The sequence below is a fragment of the Ottowia thiooxydans DSM 14619 genome, from assembly GCF_000422885.1.
Taxonomy (GTDB): Bacteria; Pseudomonadota; Gammaproteobacteria; order Burkholderiales; family Burkholderiaceae_C; genus Ottowia; species Ottowia thiooxydans.
This window is the reverse complement of record NZ_AUGX01000041.1, coordinates 23801-43875: the sequence shown is the minus strand read 5'-3', so window position 1 is coordinate 43875 and position 20075 is coordinate 23801. Positions and strand designations below refer to the sequence as shown.

At 57.9% G+C, this 20075-nt stretch carries 17 protein-coding genes; 9 read left to right on the top strand and 8 right to left on the bottom strand.

Annotated features, from left to right (window positions below; genetic code table 11):
* The first annotated feature begins 895 nt into the window (after positions 1-895).
* Positions 896-1699: a ferritin family protein gene (locus G518_RS0122960; RefSeq protein WP_245598094.1), complete on the top strand. Its 804-nt coding sequence runs from the start codon at positions 896-898 to the stop codon at positions 1697-1699.
* A gap of 112 nt (positions 1700-1811) precedes the next feature.
* Here the strand turns inward: G518_RS0122960 and G518_RS0122955 are convergent, their stop codons facing one another.
* Complete coding sequence (locus G518_RS0122955; protein ID WP_028604523.1) at positions 1812-2306, bottom strand: hypothetical protein; 495 nt, start codon at positions 2304-2306, stop codon at positions 1812-1814.
* A gap of 419 nt (positions 2307-2725) precedes the next feature.
* Here G518_RS0122955 and G518_RS0122945 point away from each other — a divergent pair, with 419 nt between their 5' ends.
* The 3 genes from G518_RS0122945 (at position 2726) to G518_RS0122935 (ending at position 6100) form a co-directional block, all read left to right on the top strand.
* Positions 2726-5047, top strand: a complete 2322-nt coding sequence (locus G518_RS0122945) for an NADP-dependent malic enzyme (protein ID WP_028604522.1) — start codon at positions 2726-2728, stop codon at positions 5045-5047.
* 145 nt (positions 5048-5192) lie between these two features.
* Entirely contained in the window at positions 5193-5594 is a 402-nt protein-coding gene (locus tag G518_RS0122940; RefSeq protein ID WP_028604521.1) for a guanyl-specific ribonuclease, read from the top strand.
* Positions 5595-5674: 80 nt separating this feature from the next.
* Positions 5675-6100 carry a barstar family protein gene (locus G518_RS0122935; protein ID WP_028604520.1) on the top strand — a complete coding sequence of 142 codons (426 nt, stop codon included), beginning with the start codon at positions 5675-5677 and terminating at the stop codon, positions 6098-6100.
* 531 nt (positions 6101-6631) lie between these two features.
* Here G518_RS0122935 and G518_RS36525 read toward each other — a convergent pair.
* Entirely contained in the window at positions 6632-7429 is a 798-nt protein-coding gene (locus G518_RS36525) for an IclR family transcriptional regulator (RefSeq protein ID WP_169457994.1), read from the bottom strand.
* A 74-nt stretch (positions 7430-7503) separates the two neighbouring features.
* Between G518_RS36525 and G518_RS36520 the strand changes: the two genes are divergently transcribed.
* Genes G518_RS36520 through G518_RS0122915 form a run of 3 tightly spaced genes read left to right on the top strand, consistent with a single transcriptional unit; the run spans position 7504 to position 11003 of the window.
* Positions 7504-8595 carry a CobW family GTP-binding protein gene (locus tag G518_RS36520; RefSeq protein ID WP_051237309.1) on the top strand — a complete coding sequence of 364 codons (1092 nt, stop codon included), beginning with the start codon at positions 7504-7506 and terminating at the stop codon, positions 8593-8595.
* Entirely contained in the window at positions 8583-9983 is a 1401-nt protein-coding gene (locus G518_RS0122920; protein WP_028604519.1) for a dihydroorotase, read from the top strand. Before G518_RS36520 ends, G518_RS0122920 begins: the two co-directional genes overlap by 13 nt.
* Before the next feature lie 33 nt (positions 9984-10016).
* A complete protein-coding gene (locus G518_RS0122915) occupies positions 10017-11003 on the top strand; it encodes a Bug family tripartite tricarboxylate transporter substrate binding protein (RefSeq protein ID WP_036595747.1) in 987 nt (328 codons plus the stop codon).
* An 82-nt stretch (positions 11004-11085) separates the two neighbouring features.
* On the opposite strand, the gene G518_RS0122910 is transcribed toward G518_RS0122915, so the two are convergent.
* Both G518_RS0122910 and G518_RS0122905 read right to left on the bottom strand, forming a co-directional pair.
* The gene (locus G518_RS0122910; RefSeq protein WP_028604517.1) at positions 11086-11913 is read right to left on the bottom strand and encodes a hypothetical protein; all 828 of its coding nucleotides are present in this window, start codon (positions 11911-11913) and stop codon (positions 11086-11088) included.
* 28 nt (positions 11914-11941) lie between these two features.
* Positions 11942-13315, bottom strand: coding sequence for a hypothetical protein (locus G518_RS0122905; protein ID WP_028604516.1), 1374 nt, complete (start codon positions 13313-13315; stop codon positions 11942-11944).
* A 393-nt stretch (positions 13316-13708) separates the two neighbouring features.
* Here G518_RS0122905 and G518_RS36515 point away from each other — a divergent pair, with 393 nt between their 5' ends.
* The gene (locus G518_RS36515) at positions 13709-14590 is read left to right on the top strand and encodes an alpha/beta hydrolase (RefSeq protein ID WP_051237308.1); all 882 of its coding nucleotides are present in this window, start codon (positions 13709-13711) and stop codon (positions 14588-14590) included.
* 157 nt (positions 14591-14747) lie between these two features.
* On the opposite strand, the gene G518_RS0122895 is transcribed toward G518_RS36515, so the two are convergent.
* From G518_RS0122895 to G518_RS36510, 4 genes are all read right to left on the bottom strand, one after another.
* Complete coding sequence (locus tag G518_RS0122895; RefSeq protein ID WP_028604515.1) at positions 14748-15662, bottom strand: uracil-DNA glycosylase; 915 nt, start codon at positions 15660-15662, stop codon at positions 14748-14750.
* Between the two features lie 553 nt (positions 15663-16215).
* Complete coding sequence (gene rimI, locus G518_RS0122890; protein WP_028604514.1) at positions 16216-16722, bottom strand: ribosomal protein S18-alanine N-acetyltransferase; 507 nt, start codon at positions 16720-16722, stop codon at positions 16216-16218.
* A gap of 19 nt (positions 16723-16741) precedes the next feature.
* Positions 16742-17449 (bottom strand): tRNA (adenosine(37)-N6)-threonylcarbamoyltransferase complex dimerization subunit type 1 TsaB, encoded by a 708-nt coding sequence (gene tsaB / locus G518_RS0122885; RefSeq protein WP_028604513.1) that lies wholly within the window; start codon positions 17447-17449, stop codon positions 16742-16744.
* Entirely contained in the window at positions 17446-18444 is a 999-nt protein-coding gene (locus tag G518_RS36510; protein WP_036595744.1) for a DMT family transporter, read from the bottom strand. Before G518_RS36510 ends, tsaB begins: the two co-directional genes overlap by 4 nt.
* Before the next feature lie 69 nt (positions 18445-18513).
* On the opposite strand from G518_RS36510, the gene dacB reads away from it, so the two are divergent.
* Positions 18514-20040 (top strand): D-alanyl-D-alanine carboxypeptidase/D-alanyl-D-alanine endopeptidase, encoded by a 1527-nt coding sequence (dacB, locus tag G518_RS36505; RefSeq protein WP_036595742.1) that lies wholly within the window; start codon positions 18514-18516, stop codon positions 20038-20040.
* Positions 20041-20075: the final 35 nt, after the last annotated feature.

Below are 20075 nucleotides of genomic sequence, written 5' to 3'. Positions count from 1 at the left end.
GGGCAAGCGGCGGTTGATTGAGCGCTGCCGTTGCTAATTACCTTCTGCTCATCTATCGAGGTCGGAGGCCGGGAATGCCCCCGGCAGTGCACCTACGTTTCTTTGCTCGCCAAAGAAATGTAGGCCAAAGAAAGGCGACCCCAAGTCCGTGTCCCTGCGCTGCGCTCCGGGCACCCTCCGGTGCTCGGCCAAAGGGCGGTGCGGCAGAACTCTCTTCTTTCGCTTCGCTCACTACGTTCAAACAACTGCCGCAAGCTAGTTCTTGAAGCAAGAGCATCTTGCAGTGCTCTTGCCCGCCCCTTGCCCTGCGCTCCTCAGCACGGCCTCAAGGGGTGGGGAGCCTCACTCGGGCCATTGCTGCGCTCGGCCTTCGAATGGCTAGTCTTTCCCCACTGGGGAAAGATTACTTAAAGACCTTGAAAGACACGGTCTTGGATCGCTCCAATCCTTTTTGCTTTCGCCACAATAAAAAACGCCGCTCGGTTGAACAACCCGAGCGGCGTTTTGGAATAAAAAAGGCTGCGAAGCGACCTAAAGCGAAGGAGGAGGAGGGAGGGAGGAGGAAGTGCGCTTCAGGTTTTTCACCAGCTATACAGCTGGAGGCTTGGCAGCGTTAATGGAGTCTGGAGTCACATGAAGAAAGCATTGAGTCCTTGTGCTGTGTATGAGGCCCAAACAAAACGGAAAGTTCCACAATTTCTGGCCGCGTTCCGTAAAGAACTGTTAACGCCAAATGACAGACCTTACGGGACTACGGGAATACCGACATACGCCTGTCACGAGCTAGTCATTAAAATGGTGAGTTAAGGCGCCAATTTGCGCCGCCTCGTCTGGGAGAAAATTAAACGTGCTGTATCCGGAACTGTTCAAACAACTTGAGGCTGTGCGCTGGGACATGGGCAAGGATATTCCTTGGGACAAGTTCGAAGCGGCACAGCTCACCGATGACCAAGCGCAGACCATCAAGATGAACGCCATCACCGAGTGGGCTGCATTGCCTGCTACGGAGATGTTCCTTCGCGACAACCAGCACGACTCGGATTTCTCCGCCTTCATGTCGATCTGGTTCTTCGAAGAGCAAAAGCATTCGCTGGTATTGATGGAATACCTCAAGCGTTTCCGCCCTGATTTGGTCCCCACCGAGGAAGAGCTGCACGCAGTTCGCTTCGAATTCGATCCAGCGCCCCCGCTGGAGACACTGATGCTGCATTTTTGCGGCGAAATCCGGCTCAACCACTGGTATCGCTGCGCTGCTGAATGGCACAGCGAGCCGGTGATCAAACAGATCTACACCACCTTGAGCCAGGACGAAGCCCGCCACGGCGGCGCTTACTTGCGCTACATGCGTCGTGCCATTGCCAAATGCGGCGATGAAGCCCGCCTGGCATTCGCCAAGGTTGGCGTGTTGATGGCCAGCGCGCGCCGCACAGCACAAGCCCTCCACCCCACCAATCTGCACGTCAGCAAGGCACATTTCCCGCGCGACACCGTGCAAAGCCGCCTGCCAGACCCTGAATGGCTGGAAGAGTGGCTCGATAAGCAGATCAAATTCGACACCAGCTGGGAAAGCAAAGTGGTCGAACGCATTCTTCACAATCTCGGTTTGCTGATGGGTACGGGCTTCAAGACCGTACAAGAGCTGAACCGCTACCGCAAGACGCTCAGCACTGACGCCGCCAATCAGGCAGCTCCCGCCTAGGAACCTGCCGGACTAGGAGCGCCCAGAAACCAGCTTCTGGGCGTGACGTGCCCAAACGCCTGGAATTACGTACAAAGCGCCTGGGGCGGGCGCTTTGGCGTGGCTAAAGGCCTCAGCGGCCGAGGTTGCTCTTGATCTTGGCCAGCGCAATCATCAGCGCACCGGCCCCCAGAGTCTTCACCAGTTCAGGATGTTCGGCGTAGAACTGCCCCATTCGATCCATGATGCCGGGCTCACCGGTTTCTGCGGCGTTCACAACGTCGCGGACGTCCCTGGTGGATATCTGGCTGGCCTTGTCTAGCGGAATGGAAGGTGTGGCAACGCCCTCGTGACCTGCCAGGGCACCACCGGCGACACCCGCCAGAGCGCCGGGGCCCAGTTTTTCAACGATCGCGTTCAGCATGGCGGTGCGTTGCTCCGGGGTGGCCTTATCAAACAGGCTGCCCACCATTTCAGCGAAGGGAGGCGTCTCCTTGGAGCGAAAAGCCTCTGCGACACCATGGCCCAATTGATCCTTGGGTGCCTCGCGCGTGACGGCATCTATCTGCTGGGCACTCGGCGCCGTGGCGCTGTTAATGACCTGTTGCAGCGTATCTAAAAGACCCATGGTTTCACCTTTTGATAAACGAGTGTGGAGATTCTTCGGCAGCGATAGGTTTCATGCCATCTCCGAAGGCGGATGCCGCTCGATTCAGTGGCAAGGACACATGCTAACGCGACTCCATGTCTCCGCCGTGTAGTCTCAGTTCATCAGATCGGGATCCTGAGAATTTTTTCCCGGCGCTGCAGCCAGCGTGCGCTGCAGAAGCTCCGAATGCACAACAGAAGCTCGGTTGTCCAAGCGGAGATTCGGCGAGAAAACAGGCCCGCCGGCGACCCGGATTGCCGGGGCTCTGGTGTCCAGTGGCATGAGTCTTGCTGCATTCAAACCACCCGGCATCCCCGACTGCGGCGTTGCAACGCAGACTTATGCAACTAGACACTAGAATCGATATCCATTCACGCGCCGCGCCAGGAGCTTTAGTCATGCCCGATCCCATCAACGTCTCTAGCGAAGAACGACGCGCCGAGCTACGCCGCGCCGCGTTGGACTATCACGAATTCCCGGTGCCCGGCAAGATCGCCGTAATGCCAACCAAGCAGTTGGTCAACCAGCACGAGCTTGCGCTGGCCTATTCGCCAGGCGTGGCCGCACCGTGTGAAGAAATCGTCAAAGACCCCGCAGCGGCTTTCAAATACACCGCACGCGGAAACCTGATTGGCGTGGTGACTAACGGCACAGCTGTGCTGGGCCTGGGCGATATCGGCCCTCTGGCGGGCAAGCCGGTGATGGAAGGTAAGGCCGTTCTGTTCAAGAAGTTCTCGGGCATCGACGTGTTCGATATCGAGATCAACGAAAAAGACCCAGACAAGCTGGTCGAGATCATTGCTTCACTTGAGCCAACATTTGGCGGCATCAACCTCGAAGACATCAAAGCTCCCGAGTGCTTCATCGTCGAGCGCAAGTTGCGCGAGCGCATGAAGATCCCGGTCTTTCACGACGATCAGCATGGCACGGCCATCGTGGTGGGCGCAGCCGTGTTCAACGGCCTGAAAGTGGTCAATAAACGCGTTGAAGACGTGAAACTCGTTGTCTCAGGGGCTGGTGCCGCGGCGTTGGCCTGCACGGGCTTGCTGGTGAAGCTGGGAATACGGCGGGAAAACGTTTGGGTCACTGACATCAAAGGGCTGGTCTATGAAGGCCGCACCGAATTGATGGACCCGGACAAGGAAATCTACGCCCAGAAAACGGACAAACGCACGCTCGCTGAAGTGATAGACGGCGCGGACGTTTTCCTCGGCCTGTCAGCCGGCGGTGTTCTGAAGGGCGACATGGTGGCCCGCATGGCCGAACGTCCGCTGATTCTGGCGCTCGCCAACCCTTACCCGGAAATCACCCCGGAAGAAGTCAAGGCGGTGCGAGACGATGCGGTGATGGCCACTGGCCGCACAGACTATCCGAACCAGGTCAATAACGTCCTTTGCTTTCCCTACATTTTCCGCGGCGCACTCGATTGCGGAGCCACCACCATCACCATGGAGATGGAAGTGGCTGCAGTCCACGCCATCGCAGATCTGGCACAGGCGGAGCAAAGCGAGGTGGTGGCGCGCGCATACGCGGGCGAAAAACTGGCATTCGGGCCTGAATACCTGATCCCCAAGCCGTTCGATCCTCGCTTGATGATGATGATCGCACCGGCTGTCGCCCAAGCCGCAGCGGACAGCGGCGTGGCCACGCGCCCCATTGCCGATCTGGACGCCTATCGCGACAAACTTCAAACCTTTGTCTACGCTTCCGGCACGACGATGAAACCCATCATCGATGCCGCAAGAGCCGCGACGAAGAAACGCATCGCCTATGCGGAAGGCGAAGAAGAACGCGTGCTGCGCGCCGCACAGATCGTGGTGGACGATGGCATTGCCCGGCCCACACTGATCGGCCGTCCAGCCATCATTGCCCAGCGGATAGAGAAATTCGGATTGCGGCTGGCCGAAGGCCGCGACTACGACGTGGTGAATGTCGAAAACGACCACCGCTACCGCGGCTTCTGGCAGGAATACCACGAGCTGACCAAGCGCCAGGGCATCACGGTGCCTATCGCCAAAATTGAGATGCGCCGCCGCCTGTCCCTGATCGCCGCCATGCTGCTGCGCTCAGGCGATGTCGACGGCATGATTTGCGGCACCTGGGGCACCAATGCCACGCATTTGGTCTACATCGACCAGGTGATAGGCAAGAAGCCCGGTGCAAGCACCTTTGCCGCCATGAACGGCCTGATGCTGCCCGGCAGGCAGGTTTTCCTGGTCGATACCCACATCAACCTCGATCCAACCGCTGAGCAGTTGGCTGAGATCACGGTGATGGCTGCGGAGGAAATGATGCGCTTTGGCTTCAAGCCCAAAGCTGCTCTGCTGTCGCACTCCAACTTTGGCTCCTCCAACTCACCCAGCGCACAGAAAATGCGGCGGGTGCTGGAATTGGTGCGCGAGCAAGCCCCGTGGCTGGATGTCGATGGCGAAATGCACGGCGACGTGGCGCTTGATTCAGCTCAACGGCGTGAAGTCATGCCAGACAGTCCCCTTGTTGGTGATGCCAACCTGCTGGTCATGCCCAATTTGGACTCTGCCAATATTGCCTATAACTTGCTCAAAGTGGCCGCTGGCGGGAATATTGCCATCGGCCCGATGCTGCTCGGTGCGGCCAAACCTGTGCACATTCTCACACCTAGCACCACTGTGAGGCGCATCGTCAACATGACCGCGCTGGCAGTTGCAGATGCAAATGCAGACGCAGCAAGCAATCATTGAGAAGTAAACGCTAACTAATAGCGGATACCTAACCACACGGCCTGCCTGCAAATTAGGCAGGCCTCTTGCTTTTTTGTTGCCGCTGAGTCACACTAGCGCCTTGGAATTTTCGGGTTAACCCGAACGTTTCCGAAAGGCGTTTTTCATGTTGCGAACAGTGGCATCGTATGCTGCGCGGTCGATCGTGGTGGTTTCGCTACTGGCCTGTTCCGGAATAGGAACGGCCCAGGCGCGTGGTTTCTCTCGGGAAACAATTAACACCACCTTAGCGGTAGCGGAGTTGCCCCGTGAAGGCCAGTTGACTTATCGGCTGATCTTGCAGGGAGGTCCGTTTGTTTACGAGAAAGACGGTACGGTTTTTGGCAATCGAGAGCGTCTGCTGCCCATGCAGCGGCGCGGTTACTACCGTGAATACACAGTAGAAACTCCTCGTGCTCGCAACCGGGGCGCTCGTCGCATTGTTTGCGGTGGCCAACGTCCCAAGACACCTGACGCATGTTACTACACGAGCGATCACTACTCGAGTTTCAAAAGGATCGTTGAATGAAGGCGCTAGAACAATTCCAGGCGGCACCCTCGCAGGTGTCCCTCCCAGACCTGTTACCTACCAAAGAGAAAGCAGCGGAGATGGATGCACCACTTCGTCAACCCCAAGACATACCCCTGAAAGGGGTTCGCACCAACATCGTGCAATCGATCCGCGCATTTCGCGTGACCGACCTGCAGGACGCTGCCAACGAGCTTAACCAGCATTTCTTGTACGCCAATCTGGCCCACGCGCAGACCAAGCAGGATGTGCTGGACATGATTGCCGAGCAATTTACGTTCCCGGCACACTTTGGCAAGAACTTTGATGCCTTGTATGACTGCATGACCGACCCACTGCATAAGTCCGGCCCTCAGCCTGGCTTCATTGTGGTGCTCGAGCAGATTCCTGCCACCGTCAAGTTTGACAAAGAAGCACGCGAGCAATTGCTCGACATCTTCCGTGACGCCGCTGACTACTGGGGAGATCGCAAGATACCTTTCCGGTGTTTCTATTCTTTTCTGTAGCCCGTTCTGCACAAACTAGCCAAGCAGAACGGGCGAACGAGGCCCCATCCGGCGAAGCACCCCGCGTGACTTCCGCCGAAGCGACCACTGAACAGGGCGAGAAGATGCCGACCGACAAATTGGTCGACATCTCCCCTCTTGCACTGCGCATGAGCAGCCCATTTAACGCAGGTTACTGGCTCTCCGCCGCCTGAGACACTGCGTAAGCAGACTGTGCAAATGGTCTGCAGAGGTCGATAAAAAATGCCCCGCACTCGCGGGGCATTTTTTTGCCTGGTGGTTTGTAAGCGATTACCCTGCAAGACATTCCAAGAGATCATGCTCCCCGTCGAAGGTTGAGGTCGCGCACGGGCTCTTAACAAATCCGATCGCGGTGAGCTTGTCGAAGCGTTGCGCAAGGTTTCGACAAGCTCAACCCGAACGGTATTTTTGTTTCAACGCCTCTCGCGGCTTGCCCGAAACCATGGAACCTCTGCCTAAACGGTGCTTTTCGATTAAACCTAACTCGGTTCAGGGCTCAGGACTCGAAGCTCAATCCTCAAGTACTTTAAGCGCCTCTAACACCGCAGAGATCTCCCCCGCACTGCGCTTCACTTCTGTCGCAAAGCCGACCTGATCGAACTGCGTCAACTCGAAGACGAGGCTGACACCCGCGACGACCTGACCCTCCCAGAACACCGGCGCAGCAATTCCGATTCGGCCCGGCGCGACCTCGGAATCGGTGCACGCGACACCGGCCTCGCGGATCGCCTTCATCTGTTCTGAAAAAGCCTTCCATCCACCCAAGCCGGTGGATTCGCGGATCTCGTGTTCGTGGTTCAGATAGATCTGCTTGAGCGCACGGTCACCCAGATGGGCCAGGATGGCCTTGGAGGTTGCCCCCTTGAACATCGGCAGCGCCACCCCCCGCTCATAGGTCGACGACGGAGGATGGTCAGTCCCCTTTTCCTGGTGAACACACATCACCTGATCTCGAAACCGACGGCTGATCAACACAACCGCGTGTTGCGTGGTGCGCGACAACAAGGCGAGCATAGGCTCTGACGCCGCCTTTACCAGAGGGTCTCCCTGACGGATGAGCAGGTCGTAGCGGATAAAGGCTGGCCCGAGCATGTACTCAGAGCGCGCAGACACCGCCAGGAACCCCAGGTTACTCAGCTCCTTGACGTCTCGGTAGGCGGAGCTGATGGACACGGCCATCTCGGCGGCGATGTCCTCCACGGTCCACAAGGACCGCCGTTCGAACAGCTGAAGGATGTGCAGCGTCCGATTTCGTGTGCGGATACCCAAGTTGGCATCCGAATTGCTTAGTTTCGCACTATGTTCCATTTGAATATAATTCGCACCCATTGCGAATATGATATCGCTCCAACTTGGTGCAACTTCCGCAAAGGAGACACATTATGAGTTCCGATCGTGCACGGATTCCGGTTGCGCTGCTGACCGGCTTCCTGGGCAGTGGCAAGACGACCTTACTCAACCGGTGGCTACGTGAGCCCGCCTTGGCGAACGCGGCCGTGATCGTCAACGAGTTTGGCGATATCGGTATCGACCACAACCTCATCGCCAGCAGCAACGACAACACGATAGAGCTGAGCACCGGGTGCCTGTGCTGCACCGTGCAGGGAGATCTGGTCGAGACCCTGCGCGATTTGCTGGACAAGCGAAGCCGTGGCGCAGTTCGCGCCTTCGATCGTGTGGTGATCGAGACCACCGGGATGGCCGATCCCGGCCCGGTCCTGCAGGCTCTCATGACCTTCCCAGTGGCCAATGGCTACCGCCTGGCTCAGGTGATCACTACGGTGGACGGCGTGAACGGCGCCACCACACTGAACAGGTTCCCCGAGTCTGCCAAGCAGGTTTCCGTGGCCGATCAGTTGGTGATCACCAAGATGGACCTGGCCAACTCGCAGCAGGCACAGGAACTGCAATCGCAACTGGAGCTACTGAACCCAGGAGCCACGGTGAGCTGGGCCACGCACCTCCAGGTGCCTTGCCTGGAAGTCTTGACGGAGTTGGACGTCTACGCGGCTGCCACGCCGGCGCCTGCCATTCGTCGCTGGCTCAACGCCGAAGCCTATGCAGACCACACGCGCTACCAACCCATCACCTCAGAGTCTGCCGGCCACCACAGCGAAGGCATTGAAACGTTTTCACTGGTGTATGACGAACCTCTGGCCTGGCAGGAACTGGCGGCTTGGCTCGATGCGCTGGTGATGGCTCATGGAGACGATCTGCTGCGCGTCAAAGGCATCCTGAATATTGCGGGGGAGTCCCGCCCCATCGTCGTACACGCCGTGCAGCGCCTGTTCCATCCACCGGCGCCCCTGGCCGAGTGGCCTTACGAGGACCGTCGCTCGCGGCTGGTCTTCATCACCCGAGGGCTTAGCCGCGCATTCGTTGAAAACATCTTCGATGTCATTCGCGGCCGCGCCATTCCCTCTTCCCGTTCCTCCACCACCGCTCAAAAGGAGAGCATCGCATGGACACTTTAATCCGCAACGGACTGATCGTCACGCCCCAGGGGCGCCGCATCGCATCGATAGGCATCGAGAACGGCCGTATCGCCGGCATCTACGAGCCCGGTACGGAGCCGAACGCCAAGGAAATCATTGAGGCAGAGGGCCTGGCCATCGTGCCCGGGGCCGTCGATATGCACTCCCACCACCGCCAAGGCTCCCTGCCGGGCTTTGAGTACAAGGACACCATCTACACCTCCACGATGCAGTGCGCCGCCGGCGGCGTGACCACGAGTGTGGCCATGCCCAACGTGCAGCCACCGCCCAATACTTTGGAACTGCTGGAGCGCCAGTACGACATCTACCGCAGTGATGCCATCGTGGACTGGAACTTCAACCCGCCTCCCACCATCAGCGACGAAATGCCCGGCATGACGGACACCGGCATTGCCGCCTTCAAAATATTCATGGTGGTAGACACCGGCCGCGACTACCCCCACATGCCCGGCATCGGCGTGCATGACCACGGCAAAATCCTGGAGATCATGCAGCGCTGCGCCGAGCTGAATGTGCCGCTGATGGTTCATCCCCATGACCAGGCCCTGATGGACGTGATTGAGCAGAAGTTCTGGGACCGCGGCGAACGCGATGCGCTGGCCTATGCCAAAGCCTATGCCGCGCACGATGGCGTCATCTGGGAAACGGCCATTGCCACGCTGCTGCGCCTGCAACGCGCCTCCGGCTGCCATCTGCACATCCTTCACACCCAGACCGCAGGCAGCGTGGATTTGATCCGCCAGGCCAAAGCAGCCGGGCAGAAAGTCACTTGTGAGATCAATCCCTGGGCGCTGTTCCTCGGGTGCGAATGGTCTGCCATCCAACGCCTGGGCTCCTACGCGCTGTCGTACTGGGTACCAGAGAAGAACGTGCCGGGTCTGTGGGAAGGCCTGAAAGACGGCACCATTGACATCGTGGCCACCGATCACGCACCTCACACGCGTGAAGAAAAGGAAATCGGCTGGAAAGACGGCTGGAAGGCGCACACGGGAACGCCATCCACGCAGTTTTACTACAGCATGTTCATGACCGCCGCGCTGGAAGGCAAGATCAGTCTGGAACGCGTCGTGGAGGCCTGCAGCGCCAAGCCAGCCGAACTGTTTGGGCTTGAACGCAAAGGCGCGCTGAAAGTTGGCGCAGATGCGGATCTGGTGTTGGTGGATCTGGATCTGGAATACGAAGTGCGCGACGAGGAAGTCCTCAGCCTGATCGGCTGGAGCCCCTACGCCGGCCGCAAGCTCAAGGCGAAACCGGTGCGCACCTTAGTGCGCGGGACCACCGTCTACCTGGATGGCAAGGTGATCGGTCAGAAGGGCTTTGGCCAGCAGGCGAAAGCGGTTCGCGCCCCGGTTGAAGTGCCGGCCTGATCCCATGCGCTCAACACTCAGGAAGGATTTATCATGAAACGACGTTCCTTTTTGCGCAATACCGTGCTCTTGCCCACCTTGGGCAGCGCAGGCCTGGCCACCACGGTGGCACGCGCCCAGACTTGGCCAGAGCGTTCCATCACGATGGTCGTGCCCTATCCAGCCGGTGGAAATACCGACTTCGTGGCGCGCATGACGGCGGACTACCTTGGCCGGGCGCTGGGTAAACCAGTGGTCGTGGACAACCGTGCTGGAGCCGGCGGCACCATCGCCGCGGTCACGGCCGCGAAGCTGCCTGCGGATGGCCATTCGCTGTTTCTGGCCTCCATTGCCCAGATCTCGTTGGCACCGTTCCTCTACAAGATCCGCTATGACCCCATCAAGGACTTTCTGCCCATCGCCAACGTGGCAGGAAACCCGCAGGTGCTGGTCGTTCCGGAGGCTTCACCCCACAAGACTTTGAAGCAGTTCGTAGATTTTGGGCTGGCCAACAAGGGCGCCCTCTCCATGGCGCACGCGGGCACCGGGTCCATGTCCTTCCTGGCCGGCGCGGCATTTCTCAAGCGCGCCGGGATTGAGGCGGTCATGGTGCCGTACAAGGGCGGGGCAGCCGCCGTTAGCGACACCACTTCAGGGCAGACAGACGCGTACACAGCCAACATTTCGGAAATCTTGCCCCATCTACAGGGCAACCGTCTGCGCATGCTGGCGGTGACCAGCCCTCAGCCGGTGGCCATGCTGCCCGGCGTGCCGACCATCGCTTCCATGTTCCCCGGTTTCCAAACCGAGACGTGGAATGGGTTGCTGGCGCCTGCCGGACTTCCTGCGCCCATCGCGGAGCGTCTGGGATCCCTGGTGTCCAAGATGTTCTCCGACGAGAGTGTTCAAGCCCGAATGGCCACCGCGGGCTTGATTGCACAGACGGGGCAGCAGTCCCCGAAGGACTTTGGGCGCCGGATTCAGAACGACATGGATCTTTGGCGGCCCATTATCAAGAGTATTGACGTCAGGCCTGAATAGCCGGGGGGGACGTAAGCGGCGCAAGGCGCTTATGACCGCCTCCGGGGATTCGTATTCACGCCGTCCTCAATCACCCCATGGCTCAAGCCTTGTTCATGGGGTGAATCTGCAACTGATGACTCGCAGGATCCGGGGTGGTAAGTTCTTCGGAAAACATCCACGCATCTGGATCAACCATTTCACTTGCTGAGCGCTGTGTGTGGTTGTCTTTGAAGCTAATAGAAATCTCTTGTGTGAATTTATCAAAGCTCACCTCAAGGCCTGGGGTCAAATTCGAATTCGCGAGAAGTTTCAGAGTGTCATAGATGTCTTCAAAGGAATGTGCTCCCGGACTAATTTTCTGGAACTCGTCAGGTTGTCCATGTAACGCCCGAATACAGGCATTGAACGTCGACTTATTTCCCTGGTTAAAGTGCAAAGTCGCGCTGAAGTCAATGAGCTCCTCGGCATTTTTATTCGTTTCTTTACATATACGTTCGCATGGCGGCTGGTCGTCCAAAAAGGTCAACTTCAAGTTGTGCACCTTCGTAGCGGCGCCATCTTCTTTAAATCGGAATACGAGCTCGGGCTGAAGGCGGTCTTCTTTACCGAAGCCTGCCAAATCCTTCAACTTGTAGAACGCCGCAACTTTGTCCTTGTCGGGAGTTTCATTCGAATAGAAGGCGACAAACGCGTCCCTTGCTTCAGCACGCTCCGATGTGGAGAAAAATTCCACGATGGCATCCCAGATTTTCTCAATAACCGTACTCTCGATTCCGGAGGCTGCTTCTACTTTCCTCCAAGTAGTACCAGAAGGCTCAATGGGTAAGCCCGCGTCAGCTTCGTAGGCACCCTTTGGAGGCCGCTCTGCACCGGAAGAGGCCGAACGGTCAGAATAGTTAGAGCTATTGCCGGGATTGATTTTTGTCATTCGAATTTCTCATTCAATCTACCAAGCTTCAGGCATGAAGGCCGGAAGTGAAACTGGAAGACCCTTGCAGGGAACTCAACGGGTTAGAACTCCAGCCTCCATGCCAGGTGACGTACTTGGGTTCCGTGCCAATCTTCGCATCATCCCCGTCTTGATGCATATTTGCTTGGACCTTGATAATTTCCACTGGACTCAGACCTTCATTCATTGGAAATACCATTCTGATTTTTGCAATAGCAAAGGATTCCGAGCCCACCCGATCAGTATTATATTCCGCGATTTCGAACTTCACACTTTCAGATTCTTTAATCTGACTTTTCAATGTAAGCAACGCTATCCGCTTATCTTCAGTTGAACTCTGATGCGAATAAATGTCATCCAGCAAATTTCCAAGAGACTTTTCAGGTTTAAATGTTTCTTTAGAATGACTTGAGATTTCTTTCGGAAGATCCCAAATTTCATTGTCGATAGCGATAATCATAGAGTTATCCCTTTCAAAGAGATCTGAAGACTGATTATAAAGCTCTGAATTTTCGGTTATTGGGAAATTATATTCCTGCGGCACGTCAAACAATTTCTCATTAGAATCAACGTACTGAAGAAGCACTCTTGAGGCTTCATTTTTTTGATCTATAAATATCGGTGCAGGCGAATTGGCAACGATGAGCTCCCTAAGTTCTCTCTGATTTTCTTCTTTTTTTGTTTTTATTTTTGACATCGCCGCTTTAAAAACTTCTGGAGACCCGTGTTGAGGGAATTTTTCGTCTTCAAAACCAATGATGCCCGTGACAATATCCACCTTTACTGCACAAGCAGAATTGTTTCTGCAAATATTCCAAAGAATTTGCGCGGGTATTGCAATTGAACCCAGCTTATTGCTTTCCTCAAGAAAAAGCGCCTCTGGACTTTTATACAATTTTTCTATGCACTTCGCAAAAGCATCTTTGCTTTCATCCGAAATCAAGGGAGCATAAGCACTAATAATTTCTTCTGCTTCGACACAGTCTCCTTCCATGTGAAAAGCAAATGCCTCGAGATTCTCACCGAAGTTTATTTTCAGGTCATAGACCTTAAAAAATCCGCCGTCTCGCTTCGGGAGATAACTAATTCCGGTATCAAAGCAATGTGCATGGCCATCACCGGACAGTTCCTTCAACCGCTCGAAACTAACTAATTTTTCTTGATCGCTGGTACTTTGCGAATAGAGGTCGAACAAGCAGCGCTTCGCTTCAGCGCGGTAGGGCGTGGAGAAGAAATCCTTGATAGCGTCCCAGGCTCTACTGAAGGTACTGCCTATGGACACCCTGTCCTGAGCAATTTTTACTTGATCCAGCGTCCTGGATGAAATGCCGAGCAGGCTGGAATGGGGTGAAAAATTGGAGGAACCAATCTGGTCTGTCATCTGAATTCTTCGTTTCGATCTACGTTGAGCTTCCAGGACGAGTTCAACACCCTTCCCACACTTATTTGAATACTTTTAAACTCATTTTTTCCTGATGAGTACCTCTCGCTGCAATGAGTCGCGGGCGCTGGGCTTTCCGATATATGGTGAGTAACGGCCCACTGAAGAGAGTTCCATTGGAATGGAGCAGCGAAGAGCGCTCACCTGAGATTCGTGACACGGCGCTCAGAACCGGTCATGCTTGCGCCAGCGCTGGTCGAGGGCCTTGACAAAATGTGCGTATGACCGGCCGGCCATGATCTATCTACGGCTTTTTCAAATACATGTGAATATGCAGCGCCTTATCTTCGAGACACCCGAACTTTTCCCGTCGTCCGGGGTCGATTCGTGGTCATGAAGCGACTTCACATCATTGCGGGCATCATGCTCGCCACACTGCTTGCGGCCGGTTGCGCCGTTCTGGACCAATCGCAACGCCAATGGATCTTTCAGCCGAGCGATCGCAGCTGGGGGAATTCGGCTGCCATGACCGAGGGCATGCAGGATGTGTGGATCAATTACGACTCGCGCCTTACTTCAGCGCCAGTGCGTCTGCATGGGCTGTGGTACCCCGCTGAAGCCCAAGCCAATGCTTGTCGCCCTGTCTTGCTTTACCTGCACGGTGCCCGCTACAACGTGACCGGCTCTGCACCACGCATTCGCCGTATGCAGGAGTTGGGCTTTTCGGTGCTGGCTGTGGATTACCGGGGCTTTGGCAAGACCTCGAGCGAGCTGCCGTCTGAAGAGATGGCTGACGAGGACGCGCGGGCTGCCTGGGATTGGCTGGCAAGCCAGTACCCACAGGCACCTCGATATATCTTCGGCCACTCACTTGGTGGCGCGATGGCTGTCACCCTGGCGGAAAAAGTGTCCGACGAACGCGGGCTGATACTTGAAGGCACCTTCACCTCCATCCCTGATGTCGCGGGCACCATGAAGTGGGGCTGGCTACCCGTGGGGCCACTGATCACGCAGCGCTTTGAGTCCGCCACGCGCATTGGACGGGTTGGCTCGCCGGTGCTGGTGGTTCACGGCTCGCAAGACCGGTTGATTCAGCCTGAATTGGGGCGAAAACTATTCGAAGCAGCCAGCGAGCCCAAACAATTTGTGCTGGTCGAAGGCGGATCACACCACAACACCAACGCTGTAGGCCAGCCGCAATATCGAGCAGCGCTGCCACAGGTTTTCGGCAAAGGGTGTTTCCACTCGCCCGAACTGCATACCGGTGCCAGCTAAGGGGAGCCGGTCCTCGCCGCGGCATGACTTCCTGGGAGGCTGCCGGAGTTGGAGCGCTGATAGAAAAAATGGACCGCTGGGGTCCGTTTGTAGCGGCCGATTTGCGAGTCCGGCTACCGTTCGCGGGCACGCGCCGTATTCAGCCCATCACGACAGCCTACTCAACCACGCTCCCCTGCGCCACTTCCAGCGCCAAGCTGAGGTCTTCCCAGGCTTTGGCTTTCTCGGACAAAGAACGCAGCAGGTAGGCGGGGTGATAGGTCACGATGACAGGTACACCTTGGTACTGGTGCACGCGCCCACGTAAGCGACCGATGGGTTCGCTGCTCTGGAGCAACGAATGCACTGCGAAGCGCCCCATCGCGAGAATGATCTTGGGGCGGACCAGCGCGACCTGGCGGCGCAGGTAGGGCTCGCACTGGGCAATCTCTTCGGGCTGAGGATTGCGGTTGCCCGGAGGGCGGCATTTCAGCACGTTGGCAATGTAGACGCTTTCTTTGGAACCGCCTTGCTTGGGTGCAGGTTTGTCGGAGAGATCGTCTGATGAGTTTCCCGCCTGGCGAGAAAGATTGATGGCGGCCAACATATTGTCTAGCAGCTTGCCAGCTTGACCGACGAAGGGCTCGCCTTGGCGATCTTCGTTTTCACCCGGCGCCTCACCGACCACCATCCACTCGGCGTGCTGGCTGCCCACGCCGAACACAGTCTGGGTGCGGCCTTCGCACAGGCCACATGCGCGGCAAGCGGCCACAGTGGCCTCTAGCTGAGGCCAGTCCATGCGTTCTATGCCCTCTGAGGATACGGATGGGCGGGGGGGTGGAGTGGCTGGGGCAGGTGGGGTGGTGGGCGCTTGCCGAGCTTGAGGCGGGGCTGCGGACTCTTGGCGAATGGGTCTGGTGGGCTGTTGTTCGGGTATGGGAGCACGGACGGGCGCGGGTGATGCTACGGGTGTGGGCTCCACCGCGCGCACCGCGTCCGCTTCGGCTTGCGCGGGTTGCTGCACCACCTTAGGCGCCCATACGCGCACGCCCATCTCGGCGAGCATGGCGCGTTGGCGATCATCAAGGAGCATCATTTTCTTTCGGCGCTTAGGGCTTGTTTACGGTTTTGGCGCGCGGACGTTTTTACACCCTCTCCCTCTGGGAGAGGGTGGGGGCGGCCGGCTGCGGCGTGAGGGCAAGCGGCGGTTGATTTGTTCGCGGCGCTAGCTAATTTCCTTCTGCTCTTCTCGTTAGGTCGGAGGCCGGGAATTGCGCCCGGCGGCGCAGTCTCTTTCTTTTGCGTCGCCAAAAGAAAGAAACCAAAGAAAAGGCGACCCCACTTGCCGTGTCCCTGCGCTTCGCTCCGGGCAACCTGCGGTGCTCGGTCAAGGGGCGGTGCGGCAGAACTCACTTCTTTCGCTTCGCTCACTACGTTCAAACAGCTGCCGCAAGCTAGTTCACGAAGCAGTGGCATCCTGCGGTGCCCCTGCCCGCCCCTTGCCCTCCGCTCCTCGGCACGGCCAGAGGGGTGGGGAGCTTTTCTCGGGCCATTGCTTCGCTCGGCCTTCGAATAGCTAGACTTTCCCCTGCCGGGGAAAGATGAATGTGAGGCCTTTGCATGGCTTGCGCTCAGGCGGCATTCACTCATAGCGGCAAACTCATCACCACGGCATCTTCACGCGTTCCGTTTTCAGCGGGGTAATAACTCTTGCGCAGACCAACCCGGACAAAGCCATGGCGTTGGTAGACATGTTGTGCGCGTGTATTGCCCACGCGCACTTCCAACCATAACCAGCGCACACCCTGACCTCGCGCCCAGATACTCAACCCCTCAAGAAGAAGCCGGGCCCATCCCTGACGCTGGAATGCTGGTGCCACCGTGATGTTAAGCAGATGAACTTCGTCTAAGCCCTTCATGGCGACAAAGTAACCCAGGAGTTCGTTCCCTGCGAACAGGCACTGCGCCTGGTAACCGGCATTCAGGGCATCAAGAAAGTTACCCCGGCTCCAGGGGTGAAGATAGGCCGCTTGCTCCACCACCAAGACTGTGTCTATACGCTCGGGGGTCATGGTCTCGAAGGCTGCTTGCGGCGCGCGCGCAGACTCAAGGGGCTCACGGGAATCAGCGGAAAAATCGGGAACGGCGCTCATGGCAGAAGGAATGACGAAATCAGCTCTTCGCGACGGCACGTTCGGCCGTCGTTTGTGCAACTTTATCGCGAATGTATAAAGGCAGAGCCTGATCGGCTGAAACAGCTAGGCCTGCGCTCAACATAGCCGGGGCCAGGCTGAGCAGCGCACTCGCGTTGGGAACGGCTTCGATACGAGGTAAGTCCGCCAACGCGGTCGGCACGCGCTCGCCATAAGCGGCCCATACATTCCCCGCCAAAACCCAATCTTCGCCAGCAGGTAAGGCCAGTTGCTCCGGCTTGCCCACGCTGATTGCGGTGGAAGTTGCCCAGGCTGTTCCCTCCCAGATATGGGCCGCGCTATAAACTTCGTCCATTCGTGCATCGAGCAGCGCCAACACGCGCGTGGCGCCGCTTTCCATGCGGGCCACTTCAGCCACAGCTAAAAGCGTATCCACCGGCAGCACGGGAACGCCTGCACCCTGACCCCGCCTGGCTCCAAAGGCGAGCCCCTGCGCGACTGAACACGCTGTGCGCAATCCGGTGAACGAACCAGGCCCTCGGCCGAAGACAATGGCATCCAGATCATTCGGCGCCAGTTCTGCCTTGGCCAGCAAATCGAGCACGCAAGGGATCAACGCGGCAGACGACTTCGCGCCACCTGCCCCGGAATGCACCCATTCGCGACCATCACGCCGGACGGCGATGGAAAGCAGCTCCGTACTGGTGTCGAAAGCGAGAAGTTTCATGGCGTCACCTCCTTGGTGATCAAATTCACCGAACCGCCGGCATTGCCCTCTGCAGCTGCGGAACGAGAGGCTCGCACACCGAACATGATGCCGATGGTGACCAGAGCCAATCCAGCCAGAAGATTCAGGCCCAAGGGCTCACCGAGGAAAAACACCGCCCCCAGAGCGGAAAGACCGGGCACCAAGGCCGTAATCATGGTGGATCGCACGGGGCCGAATTGCTTGACCATGTACGTGAATGCGATACCGGCCATCACCACAGAACCACCGCCCTGGAAGGCCATATGGAAGGCGATCTCGCGCCAGGGAACGGTTGACAAGTGGCTTGTGAGCACGCCCAGCTGAGTCAACAACAGAAAGACCGGAATATAAGTACAGAAAGCGAATGCGGTGATGGCGATGGTGGCGCGCACGGCATCCAGCCTGTATTGCCGCGCCAGCACGCTGTAGACGGCCCAGCACAAGGCTGTTGACATGAAGATCAAATCGCCCTTCCAGACCTCGCCACCGCTCAATGCATGCAGCAAGCTGGTACCTCCTACCAAGACATCGCCGGCCACAATGCAAGCCAAGCCGACCCAACGCGCTTTGGTGAAACGTTCACCAAGCAGCAAAAAGGCCAGCACCGCGGTCCAAAGGGGCAGACTGCCCGGCATCAGCACCGCGGCGTGGGCCGCTGGTGCATAGAGAAAACCAGCATAACAAAGCACCGCGTACAGCGGACCGCCCACAAATCCCACCATCAAGGTCTGACGCCAGGGAAGAGGAGACAAGCCTCCTAGTGAAGACGATGCTTTCGCGGTTGCATCACGCCGCGTGAGATACAGCCCCCACGGCAACAACAACAGGGACGCTCCAAGCACCCGGCATAGGCCAATATCAAACGGTGTAAGAGTGCGCGCAGCAGACGCGCGTCCAATGATGATGAAGCCGGTCCAGATGGCCACCGTGACAATGGCCGCCAGCACACCAATTGCACGGGGAGAAAAACGCATGCCCGAATTATCGGTGCTGCGCGGGATAAGCCGTGCCGAGCGCGCAATACGCCCTAAACTTCCACCGCAATGCTAAAAATTTCCCGTTTCACCTGCGCCATCTGGATGTGCTCAGTCGCCTGGCCCCTGCAAGCGCTGGCCCAGGCAGGCCTGCCTCAGGACGGCCTGCCCGCCAACGTGATGCAAGCGCTTACAAGCGCTGGCATTCCCGCCAGCAGCGTCTCCATGGTGGTGGCCCCTTTGCCCCAGCCGCCCGGCACGGTCAGCCATCAGTCCTCACCCGTCGTCGCCAGCGGCGAGCGCAACCCCGTTCCAGCGCCACAGGCGCTGCCTCCGCCTCGGTTAGCCTGGCAGGCCGATGTGCCCATGAACCCCGCCTCGGTGATGAAATTGGTCACCACCTATGCGGGCCTCGATCTTCTGGGCCCAGGCTATTTCTGGAAAACACGCGTTTTCACTCAAGGCCAGGTCAAAGATGGCGTACTGAATGGAGATTTGCTGATCAAGGGCAGCGGGGATCCCAAGCTCGTGCTGGAACGCCTGCAGGATTTGATGCGTGCCATTCAGAGCAAAGGCATTCGAGCCATTCACGGCGACATCCTGCTGGATAACAGCATATTCCGCTTGCCCATCCATGATGCGGCGGCCTTTGATGCAGACCCACTGCGGCCTTACAACGTGGGGCCGGATGGCCTGTTGGTGAACTTCAAGGCTCTGATTTTCAAGTTCACACCGGAGCCTGGCGGTCGCCGCGTGCGCATTGAAAGCGAGCCGCCCATCGCCGGCGTGGAGATCCCTTCCTCGGTGCCTGCTGTCAAGGGCGCCTGCGGCGATTGGCGCACTCGACTCAGCGCACGCTTCGACGATCCGAACCGGGTCACCTTCGCGGGCCGCTTTCCAGCCAGCTGCGGGGAGCAAAGCTGGTCCGTGGCCTATGTCGACCCCGCCAGCTACGCCCCAAGGGTGATTGAAGCCATGTGGCGGGCGGCTGGCGGTCAATTGACTGGCCAAGCAAAGATGATCGGCCAGCCCATCAATGGCCAGCCCCTGGTCACCGGCTTTTCATTGCCATTGACCAGCATCATTGCCGACATCAACAAGTTTTCCAACAATGTGATGGCCCAGCAGCTGTTCCTGACTCTCTCAGCCAGCGGAAATGGGCGCGGCAGCTTCGCGGAATCACGCAATGCGCTTGCGCGTTGGTGGCGGCAACGTTTCGGCATGCTTGCTTCGCCCACCATAGAAAATGGCTCCGGCTTGTCGCGCACTGAACGCATCACGGCCGGATCGCTCACCGCTTTGCTGCAACGCGCTTCAGAGGGCCCCGCGGGCACGGCATTTGAGCAATCCCTCAGCATTGCGGGATTGGACGGTACCACCCGCGCCATGGCCGCTAGAAACCCGACCTCCGAGGCGATTGGAAACGCCCGCCTGAAAACTGGCACCCTGCGCGACGTAGCCGCTATCGCAGGCTATGCGACCGGCCGGTCAGGGCAGCGATATAGCGTGGTGGGGCTGATCAACCACGAGAACGCCCCTGCTGGACGCCCCGCGCTTGATCGGTTGGTGGAGTGGGCTGTGAGTGAGATGCCTTGAGTCCACTTCAGAGCCTAAGCTCGTACCTCCGGCAA

Coding starts and splice junctions, on each gene's coding strand:
- rimI (WP_028604514.1), bottom strand. CDS start 16,722: ATGAGCGCCGTTCCCGATTTTTCCGCTGATTCCCGTGAGCCCCTTGAG.
- G518_RS36520 (WP_051237309.1), top strand. CDS start 7,504: ATGAGTTCCGATCGTGCACGGATTCCGGTTGCGCTGCTGACCGGCTTC.
- dacB (WP_036595742.1), top strand. CDS start 18,514: ATGCTAAAAATTTCCCGTTTCACCTGCGCCATCTGGATGTGCTCAGTC.
- G518_RS36510 (WP_036595744.1), bottom strand. CDS start 18,444: ATGCGTTTTTCTCCCCGTGCAATTGGTGTGCTGGCGGCCATTGTCACG.
- G518_RS0122955 (WP_028604523.1), bottom strand. CDS start 2,306: ATGGGTCTTTTAGATACGCTGCAACAGGTCATTAACAGCGCCACGGCG.
- G518_RS0122895 (WP_028604515.1), bottom strand. CDS start 15,662: ATGCTCCTTGATGATCGCCAACGCGCCATGCTCGCCGAGATGGGCGTG.
- G518_RS0122945 (WP_028604522.1), top strand. CDS start 2,726: ATGCCCGATCCCATCAACGTCTCTAGCGAAGAACGACGCGCCGAGCTA.
- G518_RS0122935 (WP_028604520.1), top strand. CDS start 5,675: ATGGATGCACCACTTCGTCAACCCCAAGACATACCCCTGAAAGGGGTT.
- G518_RS0122960 (WP_245598094.1), top strand. CDS start 896: ATGGGCAAGGATATTCCTTGGGACAAGTTCGAAGCGGCACAGCTCACC.
- G518_RS36515 (WP_051237308.1), top strand. CDS start 13,709: ATGAAGCGACTTCACATCATTGCGGGCATCATGCTCGCCACACTGCTT.
- G518_RS0122940 (WP_028604521.1), top strand. CDS start 5,193: ATGTTGCGAACAGTGGCATCGTATGCTGCGCGGTCGATCGTGGTGGTT.
- tsaB (WP_028604513.1), bottom strand. CDS start 17,449: ATGAAACTTCTCGCTTTCGACACCAGTACGGAGCTGCTTTCCATCGCC.
- G518_RS0122920 (WP_028604519.1), top strand. CDS start 8,583: ATGGACACTTTAATCCGCAACGGACTGATCGTCACGCCCCAGGGGCGC.
- G518_RS0122915 (WP_036595747.1), top strand. CDS start 10,017: ATGAAACGACGTTCCTTTTTGCGCAATACCGTGCTCTTGCCCACCTTG.
- G518_RS0122905 (WP_028604516.1), bottom strand. CDS start 13,315: ATGACAGACCAGATTGGTTCCTCCAATTTTTCACCCCATTCCAGCCTG.
- G518_RS0122910 (WP_028604517.1), bottom strand. CDS start 11,913: ATGACAAAAATCAATCCCGGCAATAGCTCTAACTATTCTGACCGTTCG.
- G518_RS36525 (WP_169457994.1), bottom strand. CDS start 7,429: ATGGAACATAGTGCGAAACTAAGCAATTCGGATGCCAACTTGGGTATC.